Genomic DNA, 13,851 nt, shown 5'->3' with positions numbered 1-13,851 from the left:
TCTTAACTGACGTGAGTCCCCCGCACACCTGCCAGTACGCGGGGACTGCCGACCGGGATGGCCCGGCCGTCAGATCTTGGAGACCTGGCTGAACGAGAGCTCGACCGGGGTCTCCCGGCCGAAGATCGACACCAGGACCTTCAGCTTCTGCCCGTCGACGTTGACCTCGGAGATCGTGGCGGGCAGCGTGGCGAACGGGCCGTCCATGACGGTGACCGACTCGCCGACCTCGAAGTCGACCTCGACGGCGGGCGCGCCGGACGACGCGGCCGCGGCGGATTCCCCGCCCTTGGCCGCCTTGGCCGGGGCTTCCTTCTCGACCTGCGGGGCGAGGAACTTCAGCACCTCGTCCACGGTCAGCGGCGACGGCCGCGAGGTGGCCCCGACGAACCCGGTGACGCCCGGGGTGTTGCGCACCGCGCTCCACGACTGGTCGTTGAGGTCCATCCGGACCAGGATGTAGCCGGGCAGCACCTTGCGCTGCACCTGCTTGCGCTGGCCGTTCTTGATCTCGGTGACCTCTTCGGTCGGAACCTCGATCTGGAAGATGTAGTCCTCGACGTCCAGGGTCTGGGTACGCGTCTCGAGGTTGGTCTTGACCTTGTTCTCGTAACCGGCGTACGAGTGCACGACGTACCACTCGCCCGGCGCGGCCTTGAGCTCGGCGCGCAGCGCGGCGACCGGGTCGTCCGCCTCGGGGGCGGGCTCGGTCACGTCGTCGTCCGATTCCTCGGCGACGTCGGACTCGTCGGCGGCGGCGACCTCGTCCTCGGCGACGGGCACCTCGACGGACTCGGCGGACTCCTCGTCGCCGGGCGCCGTCTGCACCTGCTCGTCGGAAAGCTCGGTCAGGTCGCGACCGGCTTCGGTGCCGTTGTCGGAGGTCACGTTCCGTCCTCTCAGTTGATCGCTTGCCGGGCCGGACCGGGGCCCGGCCAGCGCGGTGGCGCGCCCGTCGGGCGTCAGCCGAAGACCAGCCCGACCAGCTCCTTGAAGCCGAGGTCGAGACCGCTCACGAGGGCCACCATGAACACCACGAACACCAGCACGACCGCGGTGTAGGTGACCATCTGCTTGCGGTTGGGCCAGATGACCTTGCGCAGTTCGGCCCAGACCTCGCGGATGAACCGCGTGAACCGGGCGAACACCGAGGCCTTCTTCGCCTTCCGGTCCCGCTTGGGGGTCGGCGCGCCCTTGGCGTCGGCGGGCTTCGCGACCTTGTCGCCCGCCTTGCCGGACGGACGGGTCGAGCCCGGCCGTGCCTCGGACTTGCCTGCCGGCCGAGCGGAAGCGCGGCGTTCGCGCCGAGCCGCGGCGGACACCGGGCGGGATTCGACTCCGGGCTGCTTGCCCGAATCGTCCTGCTCGTGCTCGCCGCTGGCGTCGCTGTCGCTCACGACCACTCCTCCGCTCCACCAGTTCCCGTACGCAGGGGTGACAGGACTTGAACCTGCAACCTGCGGTTTTGGAGACCGCTGCTCTGCCAATTGAGCTACACCCCTGTGGAGCCCGGTCACCCTGGCTCCGGAGGACGCATTCCATCGTCCCCACCATCCGGCGGGGATGACCGTAGTGCGTTCCGAGTTCCGAAGTCTACGGCAAGCCGGATGTTGCCTTGCAACCCAGCCCCCTCGACGCCCGCGCGGCACCCCCGAGGCGGCCGTTCCGGGTCCTTCGGACAGCTTCCCGAACCCCACGGCGAAGATCACCCGAACGTGCGAATATAGGCCCGTGCACCGTAATCCGATTAATCGCGAAGCCGTCGGCGAGGCCCCCTCGTACGCCGGGGCACGCCGTGTCGCGGGCATTCGGATTCATTGCGCGGCAAACAAAATCGGCGCTGCCGCCGCGAATTTTTCTCGCCGGGGCAGCAAGATCAACCCGACGGCAGATGATCTTCATTGCCCGGCAAGCAAAACTCATGATCAAGGAGCACCGGTGACGACACTTCGGCTTGGGCTCGCTTTGCCGCAGTACGGCAAGCTCGCCGACCCCTCCGCCATCGCCGGCTTCGCCACCGAAGCGGAGCGCATCGGCTTCGCCTCGCTGTGGGTCGGCGACCGGGTTCTGACTCCGGTCTCCCCCAAGACCTATTACCCGTCCGGAACACCCGAACGGCCGTACCCGCCGGAGTTCGTCCGCTTCGTCGATCCGCTGCTGGCGCTGACCATCTCCGCGAACTCGACGGAGTCCGCACGGCTGGGGTCGAGCACTCTCAACGGCCCGCTCTACTCGCCGGTGCTGCTGGCGCGCTCCCTGACGTCGCTGGATCTGCTGTCCGGCGGCCGGCTCGACGTCGGGCTCGGGCTCAGCTGGCTCCGCGACGAGTACACCGCCGCCGGGGTGCCGTGGGAGCACCGCGGCGCGCGGCTGGCCGAGCTGGTCGAGGTGCTGCGGACGCTGTGGACCGCGGATCCGGCCGGGCACCAGAGCGAACGCTGGGACATCCCGGACTCGCTGATCGGCCTCCGTCCGATGCAGCGGCCCGGCCCGCCGGTGCTGCTGGGCGGGGCGTCGGACGCGGCGCTGCGGCGCGTCGGCCGGATCGCCGACGGCTGGCTGCCCGCCGGGCTCCCGGTCCCGATGCTGCGCCAGAAGTGGGCGGTGGTCGTCGAATCCGCGGAGAAGGCCGGACGGGATCCGGAGTCGCTGCGCCGGGTGCTGCGGATCAACCCGACGCCGGGTTCGAAGGTCGCGACCATCGACGACGTCGCAGGTCAGCTCAAGGCCGCGGAAGCCGAGGGCATCACCGAGGCGCTGGTCGATCTGCACTATGTGGCCGAAACCGTCCCGCACGCGCTGGAGCTGGCCGGCGAGCTGCACGGTGCTGTCTTTGCGTGATCACCCGTAAGCGGGTCGTCGGCGAGGGGCGGGACCGGTAGAACGGTCGAGTGGGGGCTAACAAGAGCGGTGGATGCGGGTTGCTCGTCCTCGTTGTCGTGGGGGCGCTGCTGGCCGTCGGCTACTACAAGTCGAAGCACGATTCGTCGTCCGCACCGCCGTCCGGCGCGGACACCGGCGGCGGCAGCGGCCGGTACGTCGCACTCGGCGACTCGTACACGTCGGCGCCGCGCACCGGGAAGCAGTCGGGCTCGCCGGCCGGCTGCGCGCGCTCGGACAACAACTATCCGCACCTGGTGTCCGCGAAGCTGAAACCGGCGAAGTTCGTGGACGTCAGCTGCAGCGGCGCGACCACGGACGACCTGACCGACACCCAGTCGACGCGCAACGGCTCGAACCCGCCGCAGTTCGACTCGGTCACCTCGGACACGACGCTGGTCACCCTCGGCATCGGCGGCAACGATGTGGGATTCATCGCACTGGCGCAGTCCTGCGTGACCGCGCACGAAAGCGCCTCGCCGTGCAAGGACCGGCTCACCGCGGGCGGCAAGGACCAGCTGGCCGACCGCATCGGCGAAGCCGCGAAGAAGGTCGGCAGCGCGCTCGATCAGATCCACAAGAAGGCGCCGAAGGCGCGAGTGGTCGTCGTCGGCTACCCGACGGTCCTTCCCGATGGCGACGGCTGCTGGCCGGTTCTGCCGTTGGGCTCCGGCGATGTGGCGTATCTGCGGGATGCGCTCGGGAAGCTCAACGACGCCTTGTCCGACCAGGCCAAGTCTCACGACGCCGGGTTCGCGGACACGGCTGAGCCGAGCAAGGGGCATGACGTCTGCGCGAATTCGGATGTGAAGTGGGTCGAGGGAGTGGTCCCGACGTCCTCGGCCGCGGCACTGCATCCGAACGCGCGGGGCGAGGCGGGGATGGCTGGCGTGGTGGAGTCGGTGCTCGGGGTGCACTAGGCCGTCTGGCGCGCGGGTGCCGAGGTACGTGAGGGGAACCCTGAGGGAATCTGATTCCCTCAGGGTTCCCCTCACGGACTTTCGCAGGAGCGCAAGCCACGCAGCCGGTGGCGTTCGGTGCGTCAGGGGCGGACGAGAGCCTGCGGTTTGCCCAGCACGGTCTTGCCCTCGAACTTCACCGTCAAGTCGATCCGGGCCAGCCCGTCGTCCGTCATGGCACCGACCTTGCCGGTCACCTCGACCAGCGCGCCCTCGTCGTTGTCCGGCACCACGACCGGGCGGGTGAAGCGCGTGCTGAAGTCCACGAGGCGGGCCGGGTCGCCGAGCCAGTCGGTGACGATGCGGCCGGACAGGGCCATCGTGAGCATGCCGTGCGCGATCACGTCCGGGAGGCCGACCTTGGTCGCGAAGTGCTCGTTCCAGTGGATCGGGTTGAAGTCGAGCGAGGCTCCGGCGTAGCGGACCAGCTGGTCGCGCGTGATGCGGACCTCCAGCGGAGGCAGTTCGTCGCCGATGTTCACGCTTCCGCCCCCCGAACCACGAGCTGGGCCCGCGTCGTGCACACGAGTTTGCCGTCCGCGTCGGTGATTTCCGCGCGGAGGTTGATGAAGTCGTTGCCCGCCCGCGCCATGATCGTTTCGATCGTGGCCGAGATTTCCAGCTCGTCGCCCGCGTGCACTGGGCGCTCGTAGCGGAAGCCCTGGTCGCCGTGGACCATCCGGGAGTAGTCGAGGCCGAGCGCGGGGTCGGTCACGATGCCGTTGATCTTCGGCAGGTTGAGGATGGTGAGGAAGGTGGGCGGCGCGAGCACGTCCGGGTGGCCGGCCGCGCGGGCCGCCTCCGGGTCCCGGTACACCGGGTTCGGGTCCCCGATCGCGTCGGCGAACTCGCGGATCTTCTCCCGGCTCACGAAGTACTTGCTGTCCGACGGGTACTCCCGCCCGGTGAACGACTGGTCCAAAGGCACGCGAAGAAGGCTAACCGAGCCGCGTCGCCGACCCGCGCGGGTGCCAGAACTGGCCAGTAGACAGCGAAAAGCCGCCCCGGCGCGTGGCCGGGGCGGCTTTTCGAAGCTGGTAAAAGACCGCCTGCGTCAGCGGGTCTCTTTGTGAGTCCGGTGCGTACCGCAGTTCGGGCAGAACTTCTTCATCTCCAGGCGATCCGGGTTGTTGCGCCGGTTCTTCTTGGTGATGTAGTTGCGGTGCTTGCACTCCTCGCACGCCAGCGTGATCTTGGGTCGCACGTCGGTGGCAGCCACAGCGTTTCCTTCTCTCTCAGATCCGGGGGCCAGCCCCGTCGTTACCGCGTAGCGGTGGCCGGACTTGAACCGGCGACACAGCGATTATGAGCCGCTTGCTCTGCCAACTGAGCTACACCGCCCTTACATGACCCAAGCCGCGACACGCTAACGTGACGCGGCTAGAGGTCGAGAGCCCCTTTACGGAATCGAACCGTAGACCTTCTCCTTACCATGGAGACGCTCTGCCGACTGAGCTAAAGGGGCCTGCCTCTCGCGAGGACTTGGAAAGATTAGCAAGGGGGTTCACCCGGCTGTGCAACCGGGGTCGGTTAACCGCAAAACCTCAGGTCAGCAGGGTCAGCACGGTCTCCGAGTGCCGCCCCGGCGAGCGCGCCGTGCGGGCCTGCAGCCACGCCTCGAGGCGGTCTTCCGGCAGCGGCCGCGAGATCAGATAACCCTGTGCGACGTCACATCCCATCGCCTCGAGCTGATCGCGCGCCACGTCCTCTTCGACGCCTTCCGCCACCACCGTCAGGCCCAGCGAGTGGCCGAGCTCGACAATCGACCGCACCACCGCGAGGTCGCCGAGATCGGTGCCCATGCCGAGCACGAAGCTCTTGTCGATCTTGACCTGATCGACCGGCAGCTGGCGCAGATACGCGAGCGACGAGTAGCCGGTGCCGAAGTCGTCCACCGCCAGCACGATGCCCAGCGAATGCAGCTCGCGCAGGATCGGCAGTGCCTTCTGCGGGTCGGACATCACGCCGGACTCGGTCAGCTCGAACGTCAGCAGTTCCGGCGGCACGTCGAAGCGTTCCAGTTCGCGCTGGACCTTCGCTGGGAAGTCGTCGTCGGACAGATTCCGCACGGACAGGTTCACCGCCGCGGAGATGCGCAGGCCCTCGTCGAGCCACTTGCGCACGCGCTTCAGCGATTCCTCCAGCACGAACGACGTCAGCACGCCGATCAGGCCGGCCGCTTCGATCGCGGGCACGAACTCGTCCGGGCCGAGCCTGCCGAACTCCGGGTGCACCCAGCGCACGAGCGCCTCGACGCCTTGCACCTGACGGTTCGGCAGCGTCACCTTCGGCTGGTAGTGCACGGAGACGTGGCCGTCTTCCAGCGACTGCCGGAACTGCGTGACCATCTGGAACCGGCGCAGGAAGATCTGTCCCATGCTCGGCACGTAGCCGCGCACTTCCTCGCCGCCGCGGGTGGCGCGGACGGCGACGTCGGCGCGCTGCAGCAGGCCGTCGACGTCGACCTCGCCGTTGTCGTCCACGGAGCTGGCGTAGCCGATCATCGCGTTGGCTTCGACGGAAAGCCGGTCCACCGGATACGGCTCGGACAGCTGGACCCGCAGCCGTTCGGCGGCGCGGTGGGCGTCGTCGACCGTGCAGTCCACGAGCAGCGCGGCGAAGGACGCGCCTTCGAGCCGGGCGAGCGGGACGTCCGGGCCGAGTGCGCCGCGGATGCGCGTGCCCGCGGCGACGACCATCCGGTCCGCCCACGAGTAGCCGAGCGCGTCGCTGACCGTGGAGAAGACGTCGAGGTCGATCCGCAGCACCACGACCTCCGCCGATTCGCGCAGCGGATCCCGAGAGACCTGCTGGAATCCCGGCCGATTCAGGTGCCCGGTGAGCGGGTCATGGTAGGCGTCGTGGCGAAGCGTGGCGAGCAGCCGCCGGTTGTCGAGCGACGTCGCGAGGTGGCTGGCCATCGTGCCGAGCAGCTGGACGTCGTACTTGCCGAAGCCGCGCCAGCGCGAGAGCCGGTCGTGCGCTTCGACGACGCCGAGCAGCTTGTTCGCACTGCGCAACGGCACCACGAGCGCTTCCTGCGCACTGCGTTCCAGCAGCGCCGCGCGGACGTCCGGGTTGGCCTCGGTGATCCGGAAGTGCCGGACGTGCGCGCCGGGCAGGCGCAGCAGCGGATCGTCGTTGGCCGGGTCCGAGGCCGGAAGTTCGTTGCCCGCGACCACGACGCGCATCGGATCGTCGGCCTCGAGGCGCAGCCGGAGCACGACGCGTCCGGCGGCCAGCTGGTCCTTGATCCGCTCGGCGATCGTGGCCCATTCGCGCACGTCGACTCCGCCCACCAGTTCCTCGGCGCGGCTCGCCGGACGTGCCGCGGCCTGCTGACCTGATCGCGCGACCATCAGGCTCACGTCGGACAGCGCCTCCATGTCCCGCTGTTCGCGAAGCAGATCGGAATACGCCCAGTACAGCGCGGTCAGGCCGAGGAACACCGCCAGCACCAGCGGCCAGGCCTGCGGAGTGCTCGCGATGACGAGATAGCCGGTGAGGCCGACCGAAGCGTTGACGAACCCGACCACGAGGATGCGGCCGGTCAGCCGGATCGCGGTGCTCACGCGCATCCGGCGGCGCAGCACGCGCACGGCGGCCAGCGCGAGCAGCGTGCTGACCAGCGGCGCGGTGAGCGTGCCGGCGAGCGCGGCGACCCACGGCATGGTCGGTCCGCCGCCCATGGCCAGGTGCACGAGCCCGGCGACGGCGAACGCACCGGTGATTTCGAGCAGGAACGCGCCCGCGTTGTAGAGGACCCGGCCGGCAACCTTGCGGGCCAGCAGCGTGCCGATGCCCGCCACGAGATGCGCGGCGAGGACCACTTCGAACGGGGCGACGAAGAAACCGATTACCAGCGGGATCTCGGTGAATGAGATGGTCCACGAAATGCCGCTGCGGACGTCGACGTTGATGCCGAGCTGTTCGGCGAGCAGGAACGCGACCGCGAGCACCGGGCCGATCCACCAGAGCTTGGCCGAGCCGTGGAACGGCAGCCAGGCGCCGACGGCGAAGGCCGCGAGCAGGCCGAGGCCCAGCACGAAGAAGGTGTAAACGCGGAAGCGGCTTTCGTCCGTGCGGCCTTCGGCCGGTGCGGAGCCAGCACCTCCCGAGCCCATCGCCTCCGGCGCGGTTCCGGGATGGGCGTTGCTGTCCGGCATCCGACCTTCCTTCCCGGCTGCCCGGTCGCGCTCGTCCGTGACGTCAGGTGTGGGCGAGGGCGCCACCTTACCCCGTAGGGCGTACCGGCGTCCCTTTCGAGACAGTAGGAGATCACCCCAGGGTTAACAATGGGCGTTCTTCTCTGACCTGCGTGGACCAAGGAGTGAAACTCCCGGTTCGTCCCGGAACCCCCGAGCCGGGGAGTGTTCTGGGGGTCTTTTCCGGCCCGGTCGGCGGACAATGGCGGCATGCACAACGACGTGACAGCCACCGGCCATGCGGCGCGCATCGCCACGGTGGACGCGCTGCTTCCCGCGCCGCTCCCCTTCGAGGTCGGAGGGGATTCCGCCCTGCTTTCCGCCGAGGTCGGCGACACCACCGCGGCCGGTCTGACGACCTGTACCGGACTCGGCCCGGACAGCCCGCGCTCGATGTGGCGGGCGCTCGTCGAGCACCGGCTGGAGGTCCAGCTCGCCGGTCCCGATCCGGCCGCCGGCCTCGACGCTTTGCTCACTCGATGGGATGAACACCTGGGGTCCCTCGCCCGAGTGGGGGATACGGAGTGCGCCGCGGTGCTCTCCCGGCCCAGCCGCGACACCGCCGGGGCCACCGAACTCCTCCGGCACGGCTTCGCCCCGGTGGGCGTGCTCGCGGTCCGCCCGGCACAGCGGATGGCCGCCGGGCCCGACACGACGCCCGGCGTATGCATCCGGCACGCGACGCCGGACGACCTCTCCACCGCGGTCGCGCTGCAGCTGGAATTGCAGCGGTACGACGCGCAGTTCGGCCGGATCACGCTCCGTCCCGGCGTCGAGGAGCTGATCACCAAGGAACTGCTCCACCACCTCGAACGGCCTGAGCCGCAGGTGTGGATCGCGGAGCTGTACGGCCAGCCGCTCGGCATGGTCGTGCTGCAGATGCCTGACGAGACCGGCTGGATCCGGCACCGGGTCGCGGCTTCCCGGGTGGGCTATCTGTCCTCGCTGGCGGTGTCCGAGGCAGCTCGGTCGTCCGGTGTCGGCACCGCGCTGGCCACCCACGCGCACCAGGTCTTCGACGAGGCGGGCGCGGATGTCGTGCTGCTGCACCACGCCGTAGCGAATCCGCGGTCGACGCCGTTCTGGTACGCGCAGGGTTACCGGCCGCTGTGGACCGGCTGGCAGCGTCGGCCTGCGGTGCGTTCTCGCTAGTCTGGCGGGGTACGGCCCGTTCGAGGGGAGTCCCAGTGACCGAAAAGCCCGACGCTGCACCGAAAGCGCCGGAAGGCGTCGATGTCGAGAAACCCTCGGCCGCGCGGGTCTACGACTGGTACCTGGGCGGCAAGCAGAACTGGGCGGTGGACCGGGAATTCGGCCGCAAGGTCGAGAAGATGTGGTCGCTCGCCCGGCCCGGCGCGAAGCAGAACCGCGAGTTCATGAACCGCGTGGTGCGAGCCGCGCTGGACGCGGGCATCCGGCAGTTCCTCGACCTCGGCTCCGGCGTGCCGACCGCGGGCAACGTGCACGAGGTGGTCGAGGCCGAACTCGGCGACGACGACGAGGCCACTGTGGTGTACGTCGACTACGAGCCGGTGGCCGTGGCGCACGCGACGCTGATTCTCGAGGACGAGGCGGCCACCGACTGGGCCGGCATCGTCCAGGCGGACATGCGCGATCCCAGGGCCGTGCTGAGCGATCCGCGCACCCGCGAGCTGATCGACTTCGACAAGCCGGTGTGCGTGATGCTGATGGCGGTGCTGCACTTCGTCGGCCCGGACGACGATCCGGACGCCGTCGTGCGCGCCTACCGCGACAAGCTCGTGTCCGGCAGCTGGCTGGCGATCTCGCAGATGAGCGAGGGCGACGGCAGCGGTCCGGCGTTGGAGGGGCTGCGCTGGTTCGTCGAGCAGTACCGCAAGACGAGCAATCCGATGTGGCTGCGCGACCGCGACGAGATCGAGCCGTTCTTCGGCGGCTGGCCGCTGCTGGAGCCGGGGATCACGCATCTGCCGGACTGGCGGCCGGAGCGCGAGCTGAACGCCGTCGAAGCGGAGGCTCGCCCGTTCGCCTGGTGCGCCGTGGCGCAGAAGCCGTGACCGCGCCGGATGCGCCCCGTGGCGTGGACGTCGACAAGCCGTCCGCCGCCCGGATCTACGACTGGTACCTCGGCGGCACCCAGAACTGGGCGGTGGACCGGGAATTCGGCCGCCGCGTGGAGAAGGTGTGGCCGCTGATCCGGCCGATGTCGCGGGAGAACCGGGCGTTCATGAACCGGGTCGTGCGGGCGGCGCTGGACGCGGGGATCCGGCAGTTCGTCGACCTCGGGTCCGGCGTGCCGACGGCGGGCAACGTGCACGAGATCGTCCGCGAGAAGCTGCCGGCGAGGGTCGTGTACGTCGACTACGAGCCGGTCGCGGCGGCGCATTCGCGAGTGATCCTCGAAGGCGAGGAGGCGACCGACTGGGCCGGGATCGTCGAGCGCGACATCCGCGATCCGGAGGCGATCTTCGCCGACGAGATCACCCAGGAGCTGATCGACTGGTCGCAGCCGGTGTGCCTGCTGATGATCACCGTGCTGCACTTCCTCGGCCCTGGCGACCGGCCGGAAGAGCTCGTCGCCGCCTACCGCGAGCAGCTCGCGCCCGGCTCGTGGCTGGCCGTCACGCACGCCACCTGCCGGGACGACGCGCCGCCGGAGCGGGCCGCCGAGGTCCGCGCGTTCGTGGACGCGTACAAGGACACGTCGAACCCGGCGTACCTGCGTTCCGACGACGAGATCCGGCCGTTCTTCGGCGGCTGGCCGCTGCTGGAGCCGGGGATGAGCGCGCTGCCGGACTGGCGGCCGGACGAGCCGGTGTCGGAGTTCGCCGCGGAGGTCCGGCCGTTCGGCTGGGGTGCGGTCGCGGTGAAGCCCTGACTTCTCTCCCAGCGAACACTCCCTGGGAAACAAACCCGCCCTTCGGAGAGTTGAGCAAGGCAGACTCAACTTATTCGAGGAGTGCACATGTCCGACCCCCGCCTCCTGCCCGTCCTCCCGCTCGATGACGACGTCGTGCTGCCGGGCATGGTGGTCCCGCTCGACCTCGGCGACGCAGAGACCCGGGCCGCAGTGGAGTCCGCACAGGCCAAGACCCCCGCGACCGCGTCGTTCCCCGGGATCCGCTCGGGCGCGGCGAGCAAGGCCGAAGTCCTGATCGTCCCGCGCGTGCACGGCGAGTACGCCGAACTGGGCACCGTCGCGACCGTCGAACGGATCGGCCGCGTTCCCGGCGGCAAGACCGCCGTGTTGCTCCGCGGCACCGCACGCGCCTCCGTCGGCCGCATCGCCGACGGCCCCGGCGCGGCCCGCTGGGTGCACGCCGACGCGGCTGACGAAACTTCCGACGACCGCACCGCGCAGCTCGCCGCGGAGTACAAGGCCGTGGTCATCTCGGTGCTGCAGCAACGCGGCGGCTGGCAGATGATCGATGCCGTCCAGCAGGTCGAGGAGCCGTCCGCGATCGCCGACCTGGCCGGCAACGCGCCCTACCTGTCCACTGATCAGAAGCTGGAGCTGCTGAGCGCGCTCGACGTCAGCGTCCGGCTGGAGAAGGCCCTCGAGTGGAGCCGGGAGTACCTGGCCGAGCTGGAGGTCACCGAGACCATCCGCAAGGACGTCGCCGACGGGATGGAGAAGCAGCAGAAGGAATTCCTGCTGCGCCGCCAACTCGAGGCGATCCGCAAGGAACTGGGCGAACTCGACGGCACCGCGGCCGACGACGACTACCGCGCCCGGGTGGAATCCGCCGACCTGCCGGACGAGGTGCGCAAGGCCGCGCTGGCCGAGGTCGACAAGCTGGAGCGGACGTCCGAGCAGTCGCCAGAAGGCGGCTGGATCCGGACCTGGCTCGACACGGTGCTGGAGCTGCCGTGGAATGAGCGGACCGAGGACGTCTACGACATCGCCGCCGCGCGCGCCGTGCTCGACGCGGACCACGCTGGTCTGGACGACGTCAAGGAACGGATCATCGAGTACTTGGCCGTGCGCAAGCGCCGTGCGGAATCGGGCCTCGGCCCGGTCGGCGGACGGCGTTCCGGTGCGGTGCTCGCGCTCGCCGGTCCTCCCGGAGTCGGCAAGACGTCGCTGGGCGAGTCCGTCGCGAAGGCGATGGGACGCAAGTTCGTGCGCGTCGCGCTGGGCGGCATCCGGGACGAGGCGGAAATCCGCGGCCACCGGCGCACGTACGTCGGCGCGCTGCCGGGCCGGATCGTGCGGGCCATCAAGGAAGCCGGTTCGATGAACCCGGTCGTGCTGCTCGACGAGATCGACAAGGTCGGGGCGGACTACCGCGGCGACCCGACGGCGGCGCTGCTCGAAGTGCTGGACCCGGAACAGAACCACACGTTCCGCGACCACTACCTCGAGGTCGAGCTGGATCTGTCCGACGTGGTCTTCCTGGCGACGGCCAACGCGCTGGAAACCATCCCCGGCCCGCTGCTGGACCGGATGGAACTGGTGACGCTGGACGGCTACACCGAGCACGAGAAGGTCACCATCGCGCGGGATCACCTGCTCCCCCGCGAACTCGAACGGGCCGGCCTGGCATCCGGCGACGTGGTGCTGACCGACGACGCGTTCAGCCGGATCGCCGCCGAGTACACCCGCGAGGCCGGGGTGCGCGACGCGAACCGGACGATCGCGAAGGTGCTGCGGAAGATCGCTACGAAGGTGGCCTTGGGTTCGGTCTCGCTGCCGCTTTCGGTGTCCGCCGCGGACCTGGAGACCTACCTCGGCCGCCCGCGGCACGTGCCGGAATCCTCGCTGCCGACGGCGACCCAGCGGACGTCTTTGCCAGGCGTGGCAACCGGTTTGGCGGTTACCGGCGCTGGCGGGGACGTGCTGTACATCGAGGCGTCGCTGGCCGATCCGGAGAGCGGGGCTTCGGGCCTGCAGCTGACCGGGCAGCTGGGTGACGTGATGAAGGAGTCGGTGCAGATCGCGCTGTCGTACCTGCGGTCGCACGGGGCGGAGCTGGAGTTGCCGGTGGGAGACCTGCGAGAGCGGGGAATCCACGTGCACGTGCCGGCCGGTGCCGTACCGAAGGACGGTCCTTCTGCCGGTGTCACGATGACGACCGCGCTGGCTTCGCTGCTGTCGGGCCGGGTGGTCCGGGCTGATGTGGCGATGACCGGGGAGGTTTCGCTGACCGGGCGGGTGCTGCCGATCGGCGGGGTGAAGCAGAAGCTGCTGGCCGCGCACCGGGCGGGGATGAAGACGGTGATCATTCCGCAGCGGAACGAGCCTGATCTGGACGATGTGCCTGCTGAGGTGTTGTCACAGCTGGAGGTGCACGCGGTGGCTAACGTGCGGGAGGTGTTGGAGTTGGCGCTGACTCCGGCTTCTTCGGAGGTTCGGCAGGCGGCTTGATCTCTTGGTGAGGCAAGGCCTCGTCCTTCCCGGGTTCGGGAGGGGCGGGGTCTTTGCTTTGTTCCGGGGTTTTGTCGTGGTGCGCGGCGAGAGGTTCCGCAACCCCAACAGCGTCGCCCGGAAGATGTGCGACCTCGCCACCAACCACAATGGCTATCGAGGCGTCCGAACACGCTCCGGCAAAATCGAACTCGGCGTCGTCCGGACTTTCGAGGCACCGGGCGCGGACCCGACGCTGGACGACGAGAAGATCGAGAGAGCTCGGCCGGGCCAGGAACGGGTCGCGAACAAAGCAGGTGAGTTCGACGTCGCGAAGACTGACGGCGCGCGTGGCGGAACGTCGCCGAATCCCACCACCGCACGCAGTTCAACTGCTCAGTATCGACTAAAAAGAACCTGACGCACTTGGCGTGGCCCTGTCCGAAATGACGCTGGCTGATCTAGCGGACCGAGTCGCCAG

13 protein-coding genes and 3 tRNA genes are annotated in these 13,851 nt (G+C 69.3%); 7 read left to right on the top strand and 9 right to left on the bottom strand.

All coding sequences use genetic code 11. From position 1 onward, the window contains the following. Positions 1-69: 69 nt before the first annotated feature. From nusG to ACWDNU_RS10010, 3 genes are all read right to left on the bottom strand, one after another. Positions 70-888 carry a transcription termination/antitermination protein NusG gene (gene nusG, locus ACWDNU_RS10020; protein WP_370932228.1) on the bottom strand — a complete coding sequence of 273 codons (819 nt, stop codon included), beginning with the start codon at positions 886-888 and terminating at the stop codon, positions 70-72. A gap of 74 nt (positions 889-962) precedes the next feature. Further along, the gene (secE, locus tag ACWDNU_RS10015) at positions 963-1,397 is read right to left on the bottom strand and encodes a preprotein translocase subunit SecE (RefSeq protein WP_370932229.1); all 435 of its coding nucleotides are present in this window, start codon (positions 1,395-1,397) and stop codon (positions 963-965) included. 32 nt (positions 1,398-1,429) lie between these two features. Further along, positions 1,430-1,502, bottom strand: a tRNA-Trp gene (locus ACWDNU_RS10010). Positions 1,503-1,938: 436 nt separating this feature from the next. Here ACWDNU_RS10010 and ACWDNU_RS10005 point away from each other — a divergent pair. Both ACWDNU_RS10005 and ACWDNU_RS10000 read left to right on the top strand, forming a co-directional pair. Beyond that, positions 1,939-2,841 carry a TIGR03619 family F420-dependent LLM class oxidoreductase gene (locus ACWDNU_RS10005; RefSeq protein WP_449668525.1) on the top strand — a complete coding sequence of 301 codons (903 nt, stop codon included), beginning with the start codon at positions 1,939-1,941 and terminating at the stop codon, positions 2,839-2,841. Between the two features lie 80 nt (positions 2,842-2,921). Next, positions 2,922-3,800 (top strand): SGNH/GDSL hydrolase family protein, encoded by an 879-nt coding sequence (locus tag ACWDNU_RS10000; RefSeq protein WP_449668524.1) that lies wholly within the window; start codon positions 2,922-2,924, stop codon positions 3,798-3,800. Between the two features lie 122 nt (positions 3,801-3,922). Here the strand turns inward: ACWDNU_RS10000 and ACWDNU_RS09995 are convergent, their stop codons facing one another. The 6 genes from ACWDNU_RS09995 to ACWDNU_RS09970 all read right to left on the bottom strand — a co-directional run bounded on the left by ACWDNU_RS09995 (position 3,923) and on the right by ACWDNU_RS09970 (position 8,005). Beyond that, a complete protein-coding gene (locus ACWDNU_RS09995) occupies positions 3,923-4,321 on the bottom strand; it encodes a MaoC family dehydratase (protein ID WP_354740556.1) in 399 nt (132 codons plus the stop codon). Continuing rightward, the gene (locus ACWDNU_RS09990) at positions 4,318-4,767 is read right to left on the bottom strand and encodes a MaoC family dehydratase N-terminal domain-containing protein (RefSeq protein ID WP_370932232.1); all 450 of its coding nucleotides are present in this window, start codon (positions 4,765-4,767) and stop codon (positions 4,318-4,320) included. The genes ACWDNU_RS09995 and ACWDNU_RS09990 overlap by 4 nt, the downstream gene beginning before the upstream one ends. Positions 4,768-4,893: 126 nt before the next feature. Next, entirely contained in the window at positions 4,894-5,058 is a 165-nt protein-coding gene (gene rpmG, locus ACWDNU_RS09985; protein WP_005152047.1) for a 50S ribosomal protein L33, read from the bottom strand. Between the two features lie 49 nt (positions 5,059-5,107). After that, a tRNA-Met gene (locus ACWDNU_RS09980) sits at positions 5,108-5,180 on the bottom strand. A 51-nt stretch (positions 5,181-5,231) separates the two neighbouring features. Next, positions 5,232-5,304 (bottom strand) — tRNA-Thr (locus ACWDNU_RS09975). 79 nt (positions 5,305-5,383) lie between these two features. Then, a complete protein-coding gene (locus ACWDNU_RS09970) occupies positions 5,384-8,005 on the bottom strand; it encodes a putative bifunctional diguanylate cyclase/phosphodiesterase (RefSeq protein WP_370932233.1) in 2,622 nt (873 codons plus the stop codon). 249 nt (positions 8,006-8,254) lie between these two features. On the opposite strand from ACWDNU_RS09970, the gene ACWDNU_RS09965 reads away from it, so the two are divergent. From ACWDNU_RS09965 to ACWDNU_RS09945, 5 genes are all read left to right on the top strand, one after another. Continuing rightward, a complete protein-coding gene (locus tag ACWDNU_RS09965) occupies positions 8,255-9,196 on the top strand; it encodes a GNAT family N-acetyltransferase (RefSeq protein WP_370932234.1) in 942 nt (313 codons plus the stop codon). A gap of 35 nt (positions 9,197-9,231) precedes the next feature. Next, entirely contained in the window at positions 9,232-10,080 is an 849-nt protein-coding gene (locus ACWDNU_RS09960) for an SAM-dependent methyltransferase (RefSeq protein WP_370932235.1), read from the top strand. Beyond that, positions 10,077-10,901, top strand: a complete 825-nt coding sequence (locus ACWDNU_RS09955) for an SAM-dependent methyltransferase (protein ID WP_449668523.1) — start codon at positions 10,077-10,079, stop codon at positions 10,899-10,901. The genes ACWDNU_RS09960 and ACWDNU_RS09955 overlap by 4 nt, the downstream gene beginning before the upstream one ends. An 87-nt stretch (positions 10,902-10,988) precedes the next feature. After that, on the top strand, positions 10,989-13,391 hold the full coding sequence (gene lon / locus ACWDNU_RS09950; protein WP_370932237.1) for an endopeptidase La: 2,403 nt from the start codon (positions 10,989-10,991) through the stop codon (positions 13,389-13,391). A 76-nt stretch (positions 13,392-13,467) separates the two neighbouring features. Next, the gene (locus ACWDNU_RS09945; protein ID WP_449668522.1) at positions 13,468-13,791 is read left to right on the top strand and encodes a hypothetical protein; all 324 of its coding nucleotides are present in this window, start codon (positions 13,468-13,470) and stop codon (positions 13,789-13,791) included. Positions 13,792-13,851: the final 60 nt, after the last annotated feature.

Source organism: Amycolatopsis sp. NPDC003676, assembly GCF_053587275.1.
This window is presented reverse-complemented; position numbering and strand designations above follow the sequence as displayed.

What these genes read in the sequence shown, in the direction of transcription:
- ACWDNU_RS09970 (WP_370932233.1), bottom strand. Translation starts at nt 8,005, where the DNA reads ATGCCGGACAGCAACGCCCATCCCGGAACCGCGCCGGAGGCGATGGGC.
- lon (WP_370932237.1), top strand. Translation starts at nt 10,989, where the DNA reads ATGTCCGACCCCCGCCTCCTGCCCGTCCTCCCGCTCGATGACGACGTC.
- ACWDNU_RS09965 (WP_370932234.1), top strand. Translation starts at nt 8,255, where the DNA reads ATGCACAACGACGTGACAGCCACCGGCCATGCGGCGCGCATCGCCACG.